Source organism: Wolbachia endosymbiont of Armadillidium vulgare str. wVulC (assembly GCF_001027565.1).
Taxonomy (GTDB): domain Bacteria; phylum Pseudomonadota; class Alphaproteobacteria; order Rickettsiales; family Anaplasmataceae; genus Wolbachia.
This window is the reverse complement of record NZ_ALWU01000008.1, coordinates 108,541-123,281: the sequence shown is the minus strand read 5'-3', so window position 1 is coordinate 123,281 and position 14,741 is coordinate 108,541. Positions and strand designations below refer to the sequence as shown.

9 protein-coding genes and 3 pseudogenes are annotated in these 14,741 nt (G+C 34.6%); 5 read left to right on the top strand and 7 right to left on the bottom strand.

Features of this window, described 5'->3' with window-relative positions:
- Positions 1 to 33 precede the first annotated feature (33 nt).
- Together wVul_RS05185 and wVul_RS09460 are read right to left on the bottom strand one after the other, a co-directional pair.
- On the bottom strand, positions 34 to 1,020 hold the full coding sequence (locus wVul_RS05185; RefSeq protein ID WP_047759452.1) for a site-specific tyrosine recombinase: 987 nt from the start codon (positions 1,018 to 1,020) through the stop codon (positions 34 to 36).
- Entirely contained in the window at positions 1,010 to 1,180 is a 171-nt protein-coding gene (locus wVul_RS09460; RefSeq protein WP_179943857.1) for a hypothetical protein, read from the bottom strand. Before wVul_RS09460 ends, wVul_RS05185 begins: the two co-directional genes overlap by 11 nt.
- 540 nt (positions 1,181 to 1,720) lie before the next feature.
- Between wVul_RS09460 and wVul_RS05180 the strand changes: the two are divergent.
- Together wVul_RS05180 and wVul_RS08860 are read left to right on the top strand one after the other, a co-directional pair.
- Positions 1,721 to 2,345: pseudogene (locus tag wVul_RS05180) on the top strand (IS110 family transposase); the annotation flags it as partial.
- A gap of 102 nt (positions 2,346 to 2,447) precedes the next feature.
- Positions 2,448 to 3,716 carry an IS4-like element ISWpi18 family transposase gene (locus wVul_RS08860; protein ID WP_076611312.1) on the top strand — a complete coding sequence of 423 codons (1,269 nt, stop codon included), beginning with the start codon at positions 2,448 to 2,450 and terminating at the stop codon, positions 3,714 to 3,716.
- A gap of 518 nt (positions 3,717 to 4,234) precedes the next feature.
- Here the strand turns inward: wVul_RS08860 and putA are convergent.
- The 3 genes from putA to secB form a co-directional block, all read right to left on the bottom strand.
- Positions 4,235 to 7,375, bottom strand: coding sequence for a bifunctional proline dehydrogenase/L-glutamate gamma-semialdehyde dehydrogenase PutA (gene putA, locus wVul_RS05165; RefSeq protein ID WP_047759451.1), 3,141 nt, complete (start codon positions 7,373 to 7,375; stop codon positions 4,235 to 4,237).
- A gap of 131 nt (positions 7,376 to 7,506) precedes the next feature.
- Positions 7,507 to 10,101 carry an aconitate hydratase AcnA gene (gene acnA / locus wVul_RS05160; protein WP_047759450.1) on the bottom strand — a complete coding sequence of 865 codons (2,595 nt, stop codon included), beginning with the start codon at positions 10,099 to 10,101 and terminating at the stop codon, positions 7,507 to 7,509.
- Positions 10,102 to 10,107: 6 nt separating this feature from the next.
- Positions 10,108 to 10,611 carry a protein-export chaperone SecB gene (secB, locus tag wVul_RS05155; RefSeq protein ID WP_047759449.1) on the bottom strand — a complete coding sequence of 168 codons (504 nt, stop codon included), beginning with the start codon at positions 10,609 to 10,611 and terminating at the stop codon, positions 10,108 to 10,110.
- Positions 10,612 to 10,775: 164 nt separating this feature from the next.
- Between secB and wVul_RS10175 the strand changes: the two are divergent.
- The 3 genes and pseudogenes from wVul_RS10175 (at position 10,776) to wVul_RS05140 (ending at position 12,797) form a co-directional block, all read left to right on the top strand.
- Positions 10,776 to 11,434: pseudogene (locus wVul_RS10175) on the top strand (Tim44/TimA family putative adaptor protein).
- A 13-nt stretch (positions 11,435 to 11,447) separates the two neighbouring features.
- Positions 11,448 to 12,143 carry a DNA polymerase III subunit epsilon gene (gene dnaQ / locus wVul_RS05145; protein ID WP_047759448.1) on the top strand — a complete coding sequence of 232 codons (696 nt, stop codon included), beginning with the start codon at positions 11,448 to 11,450 and terminating at the stop codon, positions 12,141 to 12,143.
- 44 nt (positions 12,144 to 12,187) lie between these two features.
- A pseudogene (locus tag wVul_RS05140) lies at positions 12,188 to 12,797 on the top strand (SCO family protein).
- 49 nt (positions 12,798 to 12,846) lie between these two features.
- Here the strand turns inward: wVul_RS05140 and rnc are convergent.
- Together rnc and wVul_RS05130 are read right to left on the bottom strand one after the other, a co-directional pair.
- Complete coding sequence (gene rnc / locus wVul_RS05135) at positions 12,847 to 13,545, bottom strand: ribonuclease III (protein ID WP_179943860.1); 699 nt, start codon at positions 13,543 to 13,545, stop codon at positions 12,847 to 12,849.
- 100 nt (positions 13,546 to 13,645) lie between these two features.
- Complete coding sequence (locus tag wVul_RS05130; protein ID WP_047759446.1) at positions 13,646 to 14,713, bottom strand: quinone-dependent dihydroorotate dehydrogenase; 1,068 nt, start codon at positions 14,711 to 14,713, stop codon at positions 13,646 to 13,648.
- Between the last annotated feature and the right edge of the window lie 28 nt (positions 14,714 to 14,741).

Genomic DNA, 14,741 nt, shown 5'->3' with positions numbered 1-14,741 from the left:
ATTTAACTTTATTACAAGTTAAAAACAATAAGTTTAATTATTGATCATCTGAGTAATAGGATGCGAATTAGCTAGTTTGTCCTTTAACTTTTCGTTAGCAATATGAGTATATATTTGTGTTGTAGAAAGGTTAGTATGGCCAAGAATTTTCTGTATCAACACAATATCTGCTCCGCTATTTAGTAGATGGGTAGCAAAAGAATGCCTAATCACATGTGGAGAGACTTTATTTTTATCAATATTGCACTTTCCTGCTAATTCCTTTATTAATTGACCAATCCTTTGCCTTGTAATTGGTTTATTAGGTTTATCACCTGGAAATAGCCAATCAGATTTTTTGTTGTTAGGGAGCAGATTTTCACGAACTGATAAGTAATCTTTAAGGCTTTGCAATGCTTGCTCATTAAAAAAGATTTGCCTTTCTCTGCCACTTTTTCCCTTTATTATTATATAGCCTTCTTTACCGTTACTGTTTACTAAATTTGATACTTCACATAACTTCATATTAATTAGTTCAGAAATACGCATCCCGGAAGAGTAAAGGATATCTAAAATTGCACATAGCCTTTTATTGCTCATCTCTTTATTTGATCCGCTTGCTGGTTTTTTTACTGTTTCCATGAGCGAAAATATTTCTTGAATATTTAAACACTTAGGCAAAGGACGAGAAACCTTTGGATTTTTTAATTCATTATCATTAGCCGGTGCTGGGTTAAAGTCTATTATTCCATCATTAAATAGGCACTTATAGAAATTTCTTATAGCAGACATTTTTCTTGATATGGAGCTACTTTTATATTTTTTTTGTGTATATAAAAAGTTTACATAATCTTTAATATTAGCTTTACTTGCACCAACTAAGGTAGTGCTTCCTTCTAATAAAAACTTTTCAAGTTGATGTAAATCTGAACGATAACTTTCCAAAGTATTTTGCGTAGAGGACTTTTCTGAAGCTAAAGCATCTATGTAATACGTTACGTAAAGATTCTCTTTTTTATTTTGTGGTTGTTTATTTTTCATTGTCAGCTCCTATATTTATTTCTTTGACTATAATTTGATTAAAAGTATTTCCTGTGTTTTTTATGAGAAAATATGAGACAAATAAAGCGTTTATCAATAAGGTCAGCACTACAAACTTTTGTTTTAACCTTTTTTTCAAATTTGATCTTGTTTTTGTCATATTTTAATTATAACATCAAACCTATAAAAAACATCTCCTAAAGTAAGCTCTGCCATAATATGGAACATCCCTTAGCTATATCTGTCTATGCTTATCATACTATAGTATATATGATAGTTTTAATATAAAAAGATAGTGATTTCAACTATAGGCGTCAAGTTAAGAGAATACACCCAATATAGCAACCATTTAAGGTTTATTTATTATATTTATTTTTTAAGAAATCTTGATCTAAAATAAGATAATTTTTTTTAAAGAGTCTATAAATTACTAATTTTATTGTTTAATGTCTAAAATAATTTTTACCGCTTCCCTTCTTGTATCTTGTAAAAAGCATCTAATGTTTTAAGCTTAAGCATTAGGTGGAGGAGGGAAGAACTCTGTTTCTCCTCTTAGATATAAAATCTGTAAGAAAGATAAGAGTTCCCTCCTCAAAAGTATAGGCTGGACGGTATCGTAGAAAGACCTAAATGGCTCTAATTCTGTATCCACAAGGTTAGCCTTACTTTTCGTTTTAAATGGTAACGTATGGGGTTATATATGATCAACAACTTTCTTGGAATTGATGTATCAAAAGATCGCTTTGATGTTTTTCTTTCATTCATAAGTAAAAAAGAAAAGCGTGAAACTAGGAAAAGGAGCTTTAAGAACGATGATCTTGGGTTTCAAGGTCTGCTGAGTTTTCTACAAAAGCATAATGTGGAAGAAGTAAAGGCATGCATGTGGTTGTTATAGCGAAGCTTTGGCTGAATTTCTGCACAATGCTGGACATTTTGTTAGTGTTGTAAATCCTTATTGTATTAAATCTTATACAAGGAGTAAGCTCGTAAGACAAAAGAATGATCAGACTGATGCAGAAATTATTGCTGATTATTGCCAAAGACAGGAACCAACTCGTTGGACACCACCTTCTTCTGAAATGAAAAAATTAAAACATCTTTATCGTTGCTCAGTTGCGTTAAAAGAATTAGTAAATAACCACCTAGAAAAAAAAGAGAGACTGCCTAAAGAAGTTGCAAATGCTTGGGAGGATCTTGCAACGAATATAGTTAAAAAAATAGAAATAATAAAAAACTCCATACGCAAACTATTAAAGCAGCACAAAGAATTGTTGGAAAATTTTCAGCTTCTATTGACTATTCCAGGAATAGGAGAGGAATCAGCAGCACTGCCATTAAGTTAAGGGAAAGTGATGGACTGTATTGTAAAATCAGGTAAGATCCACAAATTAAAAGAAGTAATGACATGAGTAAAAAAAAGAATAATCATGTTTATAAAAAATAAATTGATGAGTTTAAACTTTATAAACGCACACAGAGCATCCTCAAAAGACTTCTCACGAAAAAGAAAGCTGCCCTTCATTAATGTATTTCTCCTGATTTTTAGAAAGAGTGTAAAGTCATTACAAGTAATGCTTAATGAGTTTGTTCTGCATACAAGAAAAGATTACACAATTACGGCAAGTGCATTTACTCAAGCAAGAAAGAAGCTAAAGCATACTGCGTTTTCAGAGTTAAATGATGATATAGTTTCCCTATACTACCAAGATCAGGAATTTAAAACCCACCATGGCTTCAGAGTACTTGCATTTGATGCTTCAATACTGATTCTGCCAAAGAGCGACAAAATAATAGGCGAGTTTGGCTCAAGAGCAGTATGGAATGGAATCCAGAGATTTGAAGACTATACAAGTGCAACCTTTGAAGTTTGCTACGATGTGCTAAATAATATTGCAATAAAATCTGTGCTAAGTAGAGGTGACAGCTATGAGGTTGATTTAGCGATCGGTATGCTTGAATCCATAAAATCAGACGATTTGTTAATCTGTGATAGAGGATACGTATCTTATCGATTTCTTGCTGAGCTTACAGGAAGGAAAATCAATTATATAATTCGCTGTCCAAGTTCGTCTTTCAATGAAATAAACGCTATGTTTAAGCCGGAAAGCCCATCTAGTATGGTGGTAGCACCTATTAAAGTAGCAAGACAGCTACGAAAGCTAGGATTACCTGATGAGATGAAATTCAGGTTAGTCAAAATAATACTTTCTTCTGGAGAAGTTGAAGTGTTAGTAACATCTCTGTTAGATGAGCAAAGTTTTACAGTCGAAGAGTTTGAGAGATTATATTACTTGCGCTGGGGAGTAGAAACATTTTTTTCTAGGCTGAAGGGAAGATTAAATTTAGAGAATTTCACAGGAAAAAGTATTGAAACTATCAAGCAGGATTTTTGGTCAACTATCTTCATCAGTAATCTAGAAAGTATCATGATAGAAGATGATGAAGAGACATTGAGCGCACAGAATAGTAAACTAAAAAAAAGCATCAATAAATCTGTCTCATTTAATGCGATTAAAAACTTAGCCTTTGATATTTTTTCTACAGAGTCAGACATAGACTGCATTATGGATCGACTATCACAGTTATTTTTGATGAACACTTTAGTGGTAAGAAAAGGGAGAAGAGTTGATCGTCATAAGATATCTGATATTCGTTCACTCAACTACCAGAAAAGAGCTAGAAAACATGTGTTTTAAATTCAAGATATCTTTTCAGTATCATTGCATTAGTACATTCTTTGCAAAATAACCTGCAATTATTACTTTTTTAAATAACTTGCACTTTTCAGACTCCCTTTTCTTAAAAATTCACCCTAGTATTTACCATAATTATCAATCGCTTCAAATTTTTTGTCCAATCTTAACTTCTCTTTCCCTTAACTTAATGGCAGTGATGCTGGGATCCAGCTTCTATGCAACTTAATTAAAAACGTTTGTTTTAGCGTAAGACAACTACCTTTAGCTCATCAGCTAGTTATGCAAAATTTCTGGATTCCAGACTGGAATGACACCATTTGCTGTGCAATTTACCTTCAAAAATGAATGTTCGTACAGCTATGTCATAAAGGAACCAGTGTCAGCTACTCGGATGACACCTTTTTTCTGCTTAGTTTAGGTTATGCAAGAAGTCTAGTGCATGAGCTGGTCCTTTTCAGATCTTAGCGCTGTCTGCACGAACGTCTAGCTTAGGGGTAAGAAAAATTAGGGCCCGCAAATTAATCCAAACACAGAAGTGTAGTGTTACCACCGAATGCTGTAGTGTTAACACTTACAACTTTTTCTGTAGAAAAACGCTGTAAATAATGAGGACCACCAGCTTTTGGCCCAGTGCCAGATAGTCCTCTACCACCAAATGGTTGTATCCCAACTGCTGCACCTATTTGGTTACGGTTGATGTAGACATTTCCAACTGATATTTTTTTACTTATAGTGTCAATTTGACTTTGTATACGACTCTGCAAAGAAAATGTGAGCCCATATCCTGTATTGTTTATATCACTTATAACTTCATTTAATTGTGACTTGTTAAAACGTATGATATGTAAAATAGGACCAAATACTTCTTGCTTTAATTGCGAAATTTTTTGTATCTCATAAACATATGGAGGAAAGAAATAACCATTATGAGAATTTGTATCCATGGGTACTTTAAATAACAGATTTGAATCTTTATCCTCTGACATTTTTTGCGTATGTTGAGTGAGCATATCGATAGATGCTTTGTCAATTATTGGACCAATATCAGTGCTAAGTTGTATTGGATCACCAATCTTTAGTTCTTGCGCTGCACCGCATATCATTTTTATCTGCTTCTCTGCTATGTCCTCTTGAATAAACAGCACTCTAAGTGCAGAACAGCGCTGACCGCTACTGCGAAACGCAGAAAGCAAAGCATCCATAGTCACTTGCTCTAAGAGAGCAGAACTATCAACAATCATAGTATTTAATCCGCCAGTTTCAGCGATAAGCGGCACAATAGGACCGTCCCTGCCAGCAAGCATTCTATTAATTATTTGAGCAATTTGTATTGAACCAGTAAAAGCTACACCAGAGATTCTGTTATCTGGCACTAATGTTTTGCCTAAATACCAACCATCCCCTGGAATAAGGTGCAGTACATTTTTTGGTATCCCAGCTTCGTGTAGTATCTTAACAGCTTCATAGGCAATAATCGGCGTTTGTTCTGCTGGCTTTGCCAGCACTGCATTACCTGCTGCAAGTGCAGCTGAAACCTGCCCAATAAAGATAGCGAGCGGAAAATTCCACGGTGATATGCATAAGAAAACTCCTCTGCCTTCAAAAAAGATGAAGTTATCTTCACAAGTTGGACCTGGCAATTTTTTCCAGTCATTCAGTTCATTTTTTGCTATCGTTGCATAATAGCGCAAAAAGTCGATTGCCTCTCTTACTTCTGCTATTGCATCGGATAAAATTTTTCCTGCTTCTACGATTAGAATGTAAACCAACTCTTTCATCCTTTCTTCAAGCAAATCTGCAGCTTTTTCAAGGCATTTAGCGCGCTCTTCTGCTGAAACATTCTGCCACTTAGTAAAAGCACTATGTGCTATTTCAAGAGCGTTTAAAGCCTGATCGCTTGTTGCACTTGACACTTCCCCAATTACATTTTCTAAATGTGCAGGATTTACTACTTCAGTAAATTTGGCATCATCAAAAAGTGACTGTCCGTCAATTATTGGTCCAACTTGCCATTTTTTTTCACTAAAGCTCTTTATATCATCTGCAAATTGTGAAACTATCACCGAGTCACTAATATCCATTCCCAAGGAATTTTTTCTTTCCTCTCCAAAAATATCTTGTGGCAATGGAATGTTTGGATGAGGTTCATACTCCAACCTTTTAGCTTTTTCTGATGGATCTGAAACTAACTCTTCAGTTTCAACATTAGGATCATTTATTTGATTAACAAATGAACTATTAGCTCCACTTTCAAGAAGACGTCTAATAAGGTATGGTAGTAGGTCACTGTGTTTACCAATTGGTGCATATATACGACAACTGATGCTTGTTGCAAGTTCTGACGTTGCATAATCATATAAATCCTTACCCATTCCATGTAAGCGCTGAAACTCAAATCCAGGATGATCTTTGTCAGCAAGCTCTATTATAGTAGCAAAAGTATAGGCATTATGAGTTCCAAAGCATGGGTAAAAGTGATTTACTTTGCTTAAAAGCTTCTGTGCACACGCAAGGTAGCATACATCAGTATAGCTTTTTCTTGTAAATATTGAATAACCACTTAACCCTAGCTCTTGTGCACGCTTGATTTCCGAGTCCCAATATATACCCTTCACAAGCCTCACCATAATTTTGTGCTTTGATCGGATAGCAACATCCTCAACAAAATCAAGCACAGATAAAGCACGTTTTTGATACGCTTGCACAGCCAAGCCAAGCCCTTCCCACTGGGAAAGTGACTCATCAAGACGCAATTGCTCGAATAAAACTAGTGACATCTCAAGTCTTTCTGATTCTTCTGCATCTATGCATAATGAAATGTTGTATTTTTTTGCTTCATGACAAAGTTCCAGCAGTTTAGCTCTCAACTCTTCAGCTATATTATCGAATTGGCTGAATTCATAACGTGGATGTAACGCAGATAATTTGATTGAAATTCCATGCGATTTAAAACAATCACTTATATCAGTGGATTCACCTATAGCTTTTATTGAATGCATATATGAATTAAAATACTCTTCCGCATCCTCAGCTGTGTGAGCAGCTTCGCCAAGCATATCAAAAGAGCATAAGAATTTGCTATTATCATTTGGTTTTACATTTTCCAGTGCTTTCTCTATAGTCTCTCCAATAACAAAATGCTTACCAAGCATTAACATTGCTTGTTTCACTGCTTTGCGAATAATTGGCTCTCCTAAATTTTTCAGCAATCTAGAAATTGCGTAATAGAATTTTGGATCTCTTTCATTACTCCTTAATATACTACTTCCTATCATTAAACTCCACGTGGAAGCATTGACGAACAATGAAGAAGAATGTCCTAAATATTTACTCCATTCTTGATTGGCAATTTTATCTTTGATTAGCTCGTCTATTGTATAATCATCTGGTATTCTAAGTAGTGACTCAGCAAGACACATAAGTGCTATTCCTTCGTCGTTGGAAAGCGAGTATTGCTGCATGAAAGAATCTATGACATCTAATTTGTTGCCTTTAATCTTTTCAATAACTTGTTTTGCTATATTATAAATTCTATTTTTTGAATCAGCCGAAAGCTCTGTGTTTTCTACAAGGCGACGTACATAACTTTTCTCATCAGTACGATAAAATCCTTGTAAACGTTTTCTCAATTCGTTAGGTTCTTGTATAGAGGTAATCATATATAACTATCTGCAAAACACTCTGTTACCGTAGTAAGGTAAAATTATATCATAACTTTGCATAGAGCAAATCATTATTTATGAAGGGACCAGGGCTGGCTAAAAGAAGTCCATGTAATAACTTCACTAAATCAAAAGGATTGTGCAAGTATGTAGCTTAACACTCCGCCATGCATTAAGTATTTAATCTCAGTTGCGGTTTGTACACAGCATTTGAGTTGAATTGATTGCTTTGAATTATCCTTTCTTTTGATGATACATTCTAGATTTCCACCTGGCACTATTTCACCTTTTATGCTTATTACCTCACTACCATCAAATATCTTTCTAGTTATTCCATTTTGGAATATAAGTGGAAGAACACCCATGCCAACTAAGTTGGACCTATGTATACGCTCAAAGCTTTCTGCAATTACAACCTTAATCCCCAACAGTAAAGTACCCTTTGCTGCCCAATCCCTACTTGAACCTGTACCATATTCCTTTCCTGCCACAATGATGAGAGCTTCCTTGTAGCACATCGCTGCATCAAAAATCGACATAATTTCTTGAGAAGGAATATATTTTGTATAGCCGCCTTCGATGCTTACCATTTCATTTTTTATTCTAATGTTAGCAAAAGTGCCACGCATCATTACATTGTGGTTACCACGGCGAGATCCATATGAATTAAAGTCCTGTGGTTCAATTCCAAGCCCCTTTAAATATAGGCCAGCAGGACTATTTGAGGCAATATTTCCTGCAGGGGAAATGTGATCAGTAGTTACGCTATCGCCAAACATTGCCAATATTTGTGCACCTTTTATATCGATTGTTTTATCTTTATTATTTTTAGGTGATAAATTATCAAAATAAGGCGGATTTTGTATGTAAGTGCTGTTTGCATCCCAATTATAGATTTCACTTTTTTCACACTTTATTTTTTGCCAATGTTCATCACCAGAAAAAACATCCTTATACTTTTGTATGAACATCTCACGTGTTACCACATTTTTAACACAATCTTCGATTTCATTGTTTGTTGGCCATATATCTTTGAGATAGACATTATTTCCATTCTTATCTGTGCATATTGAATCTTTTGTCAGATCAATTTGCACAGTACCAGCAAGCGCATATACAACAACAAGTGGCGGAGATGCCAAGTAATTAGCTTTGACTAATGGATGAATTCTTCCTTCAAAGTTACGATTGCCAGATAAAATTGCAGCAACGGTTAAGTTTTTGTTTTTAATGCCATCTTCTATATCACTATTTAGTGGACCAGAATTTCCAATGCAAGTTGTGCAGCCATATCCAACTAAATTAAAGCCCAAAGCATTTAGATCTACCTGCAATCCAGACTTTTCTAAATATTCTGTTACAACTTGTGACCCTGGAGCAAGAGAAGTTTTAACCCAAGGCTTTGATTTTAATCCAAGTTTAATTGCATTACGAGCTACAAGGCCAGCAGCGATCATCACGCTTGGGTTTGAAGTATTGGTACAGCTTGTTATCGCTGCAATAACTACGCTTCCATCTTGGAATTCATCGCTTTCCTTTGACTCATTAACTGGAAACGATTTAGAAAAAGATTCTGCCACTTGTGAAAGAAAAACTTTATCTTGCGGTCTTTTGGGACCAGCCATTACTGGCTTCACGCTTGATAAATCAAGCTCTAGTGTGTCAAAAAATGCTAACTCATTATTGCCACGCCACAATCCTTGCTCTTTCGCATAAGCCTCAACTAATTTAACCAGCTCTTCTGGCCTTCCGGTCAAGTTTAAATAATCTAGTGTTTTCTGGTCAATTGGAAAGAATCCACAAGTTGCGCCATACTCTGGGGCCATGTTAGCTATAGTGGCCCTATCTGCCAAAGATAAATAATCTAAACCATCACCATAAAATTCTACAAACTTACCAACAACACCTTTTGTTCTTAGGATATTGGTAACCGTCAGCACTAAATCAGTCGCAGTTACTCCTTCTGGAAGTCTGCCAATTAATTTAAATCCAACTACTTCTGGAATCACCATACTAATTGGTTGACCAAGCATCACAGATTCAGCTTCTATGCCTCCAACACCCCAACCAAGGACTGATAACCCGTTAACCATTGTAGTATGGCTGTCAGTACCAACCAAAGTGTCAGGATATATGACTCCATCATTATTATACACAACTTGCGCTAAATATTCAAGATTCACTTGGTGGCAAATTCCAGTACCTGGCGGCACTACTCTAAAATTTGTGAAGGACGATTCTCCCCACTTTAAAAATTGATATCTCTCCAAATTTCTTTTTACTTCTAGCTCAACATTCTTACTGAATGCAGAAACACTTCCATAACTATCTACTTGAACAGAATGGTCAATCACAAGATCAACCGGTACAGACGGATTTATATTGCTTGGGTTTCCTCCATTTTTCTTAACATAGTCCCGCATTGAAGCTAGATCAACAACAGCAGGAACCCCTGTAAAATCTTGCATCAACACCCTTGCTGGTTTATAGCTAATTTCGTGATTAGTGTGTTTATTGACGCAGTCTGCTAGTACTCTTATGTCATCCAGCTTTACGTTTACTCCATCTTCATTGCGCAATAAATTTTCAAGCAATACCTTGAGTGAGCAAGGCAATTTGGTTAAATCTATTCCTAAGAATTTACCAGCACTACTTAGGCTAAAGTAGCTATATGACTTTCTATCAACATTTAAAGTCGTTTTTGCATTTAAAGAATTGTTCATCCTGTATTAATTAAAATTGGAATTGCTAGCATTACTTTTTTGTTGTTGACTTTGCTGCCGATACATAGTTTCAAAATCTATAGGATCTAGCATAAGTGGAGGAAATCCACCACTACTTGTAGCTCTTGCGATTATTTCTCTTGCAAAAGGGAAAAGAAAAGTAGGTCCGCCAATAAACAAAGCTTGTCTAACTTCTTCCTTACCCAGCTCTTTCAAATTTTCTATTGAAAAAATACCGCAATACTTTACCTCACAAATGAAAGCTATACCATCTTTCACATCTTCATCTTTTATCGTTGCTTTGGCTTCTATATGCAAAGTAATTTCATGAAAAGGCTTTTCTTCATTTATTTCTTTTTTGTTTTCTGTGCCTTCTAATTTTGCTGAATTAATATTAACCATTACATTAATATCGGGAGCTTTACTAGAAGGAAGGAATGGCGAATTTGGATTCTCAAACGAAAAATCTTTGACATACTGACCATGAATTTTCATTTTATGTTGTAACATTTCTTACGTCTCCTTTAATTAAGTTGAGATGTTTAATACTTCCTTATATAATATATTGATTTATAAACGAATAGCAAACTTGACTATAGGTGAATATGAAAAACATATTTTTATCAATAATTAATAATATTCAGATATTTTATATACCAAGGGGTTAAGCTATTATGATAGAGCTTGCAATATATGCTTTACTAGCGGCGTTTATTTTTTCACGTTTGTATAATTCTTTAGGAAGGTCAGCTAACCTCAATCTAGAAAAGCTACCTGGTGTATTGGATGTAAGTCAAAGTGGAGAAAACGTAGTAGAAAATATTGAGAATTACATTTACAGCAACAACAAAAGTTCAATAAAAGCTACTTATGAACAAATATTACAAAAAAATAAGGATTTCTCCATTTCCCATTTCATAGAAGGTTCAAGTATAGCTTTTGAATTAATAATCAAATGTTTTAACCAAGGAAATTTGTCCCAGTTAAATCTCTTCTGGACAAAGATTTATATAACAACTTTGTAGACAAGATTAAACATCGTCAAGAGATACATGAGTCTATAATTGTTTCTATCGCTTCACAAAAGATCTTAGAAATAAAACTAGTAAAAAACGTAATATTTATTGCAGTATATTTCCTTTCAGAGCAAATTAACTTCGTTAAGAATAATGAAGGAGATGTCATATCAGGCAGTATGTTCACTATTAACAAAGTTGAGGATGTATGGCAATTCAAAAAAAATATTAATTCATCAGATCCAGCTTGGGTGCTTGTTTCTATTAACTACAAGAAGGCAAGTATTGATAAAAATTTAACAACAAACGATAAGTAAGGTTGTTGCATTGATGGGAAGTAAGTTACGCGAAATAGTACTTGATACTGAGACTACAGGTCTTGACACTGGATCTGGCCATCGAATTATTGAGATAGGATGTGTAGAACTAATTAATCGTATTCCAACAGGTAAAACATTTCATCGATATCTTAATCCAGAAAGAGATATACCCTACCATTCATTTAAGATTCACGGTATTAGTGAGGAGTTTTTAGAAGATAAGCCACTATTTTCAGATGTTGCACTTGAATTTCTTGACTTCATATCTAATAACATTTTGGTAATTCATAATGCTGAGTTCGATGTTAAGTTCCTTAATATGGAGTTAGGCAAGTTGAATGCTGGGTTAATTTCTTCAGACAGAGTGCTAGATACATTACCACTTGCAAGAAAAAAATTCATAGGGTCGCCAGCTTCTTTAAATGCATTATGTAAGCGTTTTGATATATCGCTAGAAGGTAGAGAGTTGCACGGAGCATTAGTTGATGCTCAATTGCTTGCAAAAGTCTATGTTGAGCTTACAGGAGGATTGCAAACCTTTTTGTTTAATAGCGAATGTGACCAGGACAATAACTACACGTTTATCCAGCATAAAGTGCGCAATTTAGCTCGCAGAGAACACTCACCAAATAGTGAAGAAATTGATGAGCATAAGAAACTGTTAGACAAAATTAACAATTCACTTTGGAAGGAATATATTGAATAAATCAGCTAATCAAGATATGATTTAATTTTACTGGAGACGCTTTAATGATAAAGTTTATAAGGTTATTATCTAGTTTATTGATAGCATTAGCGGTTGTTTTTTTAGGTTATTGTTATTTCACTAAAAAAGGCATATTTGCCGCAACAGCGATTCACAACGCAGAAGTTGAGATAGGTGGGGATTTTTCCTTGATTAACCAAGATGGACAGATCGTGCGCAGTAGTGATTTTAAAGATAAATATATGATGATTTTCTTCGGATTTTCCTCATGTAAAAGAATTTGCCCTATGAACCTTGGAATAATTTCAGAAACACTTGCAAAATTAGATGAAAAAACCAACGGCAAGCTACAAACATTTTTTATCACAGTTGATCCTGAACGCGATAGCACGGAAAAACTTAAAGAATTTCAGCAGCAATTTGACCACAGAATACAAATGTTAACTGGCGAAAGAGAAAAAATAGACGAAGTAATTGTAAAGTATAAAGTATACGCTAGCAAAGTTGGTGGAGAAGAGGAAATCAAACATTCTTCAATAATATACCTTATTGGCCCTGGAAGGAAAATATGTCACACATTTCGTAGCTGATTTAAATTCAGATGAAAGTCAATCTGATAAGATTTTGGCTGAGATAAGAAAATATGTAAGCTGAACTAAGAACTATTTAGCTTACTTAAAATTTATGTTAATGACTATTTTACTTAAATTAAGTCGTTTTTTCTAATTTTTTCTAGCATCAACTCAGCAGCTTTTTGTTCAGCAATTTTCTTACTATAAGCAGATGCAGAAACTTTGCCATAATTCTCTATGCAAATTGATATAGTAAACTCAGGATTGTGTGCTGGTCCAGTCTGTTTTACAAGCTCATACTCTGGTAAAGGTAGTTTATTTTTTTGAGTCCATTCCTGCAGCGAAGTTTTAGGATCTTGAGGAGGATCGATGATATCCTTAGCTAGCTTTTCCCAATGTCGGATAATAAATTTTTTAACACTCTCAAATCCACCGTCAATATAAATTGCACCTATTAGTGCTTCAAGCGAATTTTCTAAATTTTTTAAGGTACATCTTCCCCCATTGTATCGTTCACTATTATTCATGATGATAAAGTTACCTAACTCTACTTCTTTAGCAACATTAGCAATGGTACTGCCACAAACTAAATCCGTTTTTCTTTTTGCCAATGCTCCTTCTTTTTCTTTAGGAAACATTTTAAACAACATAGCAGATACAACCATATTCAAAACACTATCGCCCAAAAACTCTAGCCTTTCGTAGCTTACGATCTGGTTTTCGCTATTCCTTTTATTTACGCTTGGGTGAGTTAATGCCTCTTCTAATATTGCATGATCTGTAAATTTATAATTAATAACTTTAGATATTGTATCGTTCAAAATTTTTATATTCATCGTTCAAAAGAAAAGCACTCCCTATCATACCTTTACACTAAAAAATTAGCTCTACTTTACTAAAACAATATCAATAACTTCCAAAATGTACAGCCTAATGTATACAACCCACTGCTTCAGTAACGTTACTAAATCCATCTCTTCTTACCAATTCCGCAAGCTCCAGGTTGATTTTGTTCACAACTTGATGCCCCTGGTATACGAGAGCAGTGTACAGTTGTACTAAAGAGGCTCCTACCTTTATTTTTTCATATGCGTCAACACCACTTGAAACTCCCCCGCATCCTATCAATAGGATTTTGCTCTTAGTAAGCTTGTACATGTCACTCAATAACTCGGTTGAAAGTTGAAATAGTGGCCTGCCGCTCAACCCACCACTCTCATTATAGTAAGAATCTCTACTTATCGTAGTGTTGCTTACTATTAAGCCGTCAATTTTATATTCTAGTGTAAGCTCAGCGATATTTTCTTTTGTTTGTTGATCTATATCTGGAGATATTTTTAATATTATCGGTATGGATTCAGAGCTATCGATTGATTTCCGGGTTAGAGTGATAGATTTCAACAATTTGGATAATTCTTGTTTATTGTGCAAATTGCGCAAGTTAGGTGTGTTGGGAGATGAGATGTTCAGTACTATATAATTGCTCTTTCCATATACTATCTTTATTAAGTCAACATAATCGCTGATTTGGTCCTTTGATGTACTGTTTTTTCCTATATTGATGCCAAAAATGCAATCACCAAGCTTAGTTTCACTTATCTGTTTAAGAAAATAGTCTACTCCTTTATTATTGAACCCCAATCTATTAATTATTCCTTCATCTTTAATTAATCGAAAAATTCTCGGTTTTTTGTTTCCATATTGGGGATGTTTAGTTACAGTACCAGCCTCAATAAATCCAAAACCAAATGAGAGCATAGGCCTTATAACTTCTGCATTTTTGTCAAAACCTGCAGCAAGACCCAAAGGACTCCTAATTTTATTACCAAAAAAGTTTACATTTAAAGACTTCGGTAGTTCTATAGGTTTCCTACAGGGCATCTTTTTTAATGCTGCTATTACCAAGGAGTGAGCAATTTCAGGCGGCAGTAAAAACAATAAATTACGTAATATCATTTTGTAAAATACTTTGCTTATTTTTAGTTTATTTTTTACCATGCAACAAGAATAACTTAGAAAGCTTGAG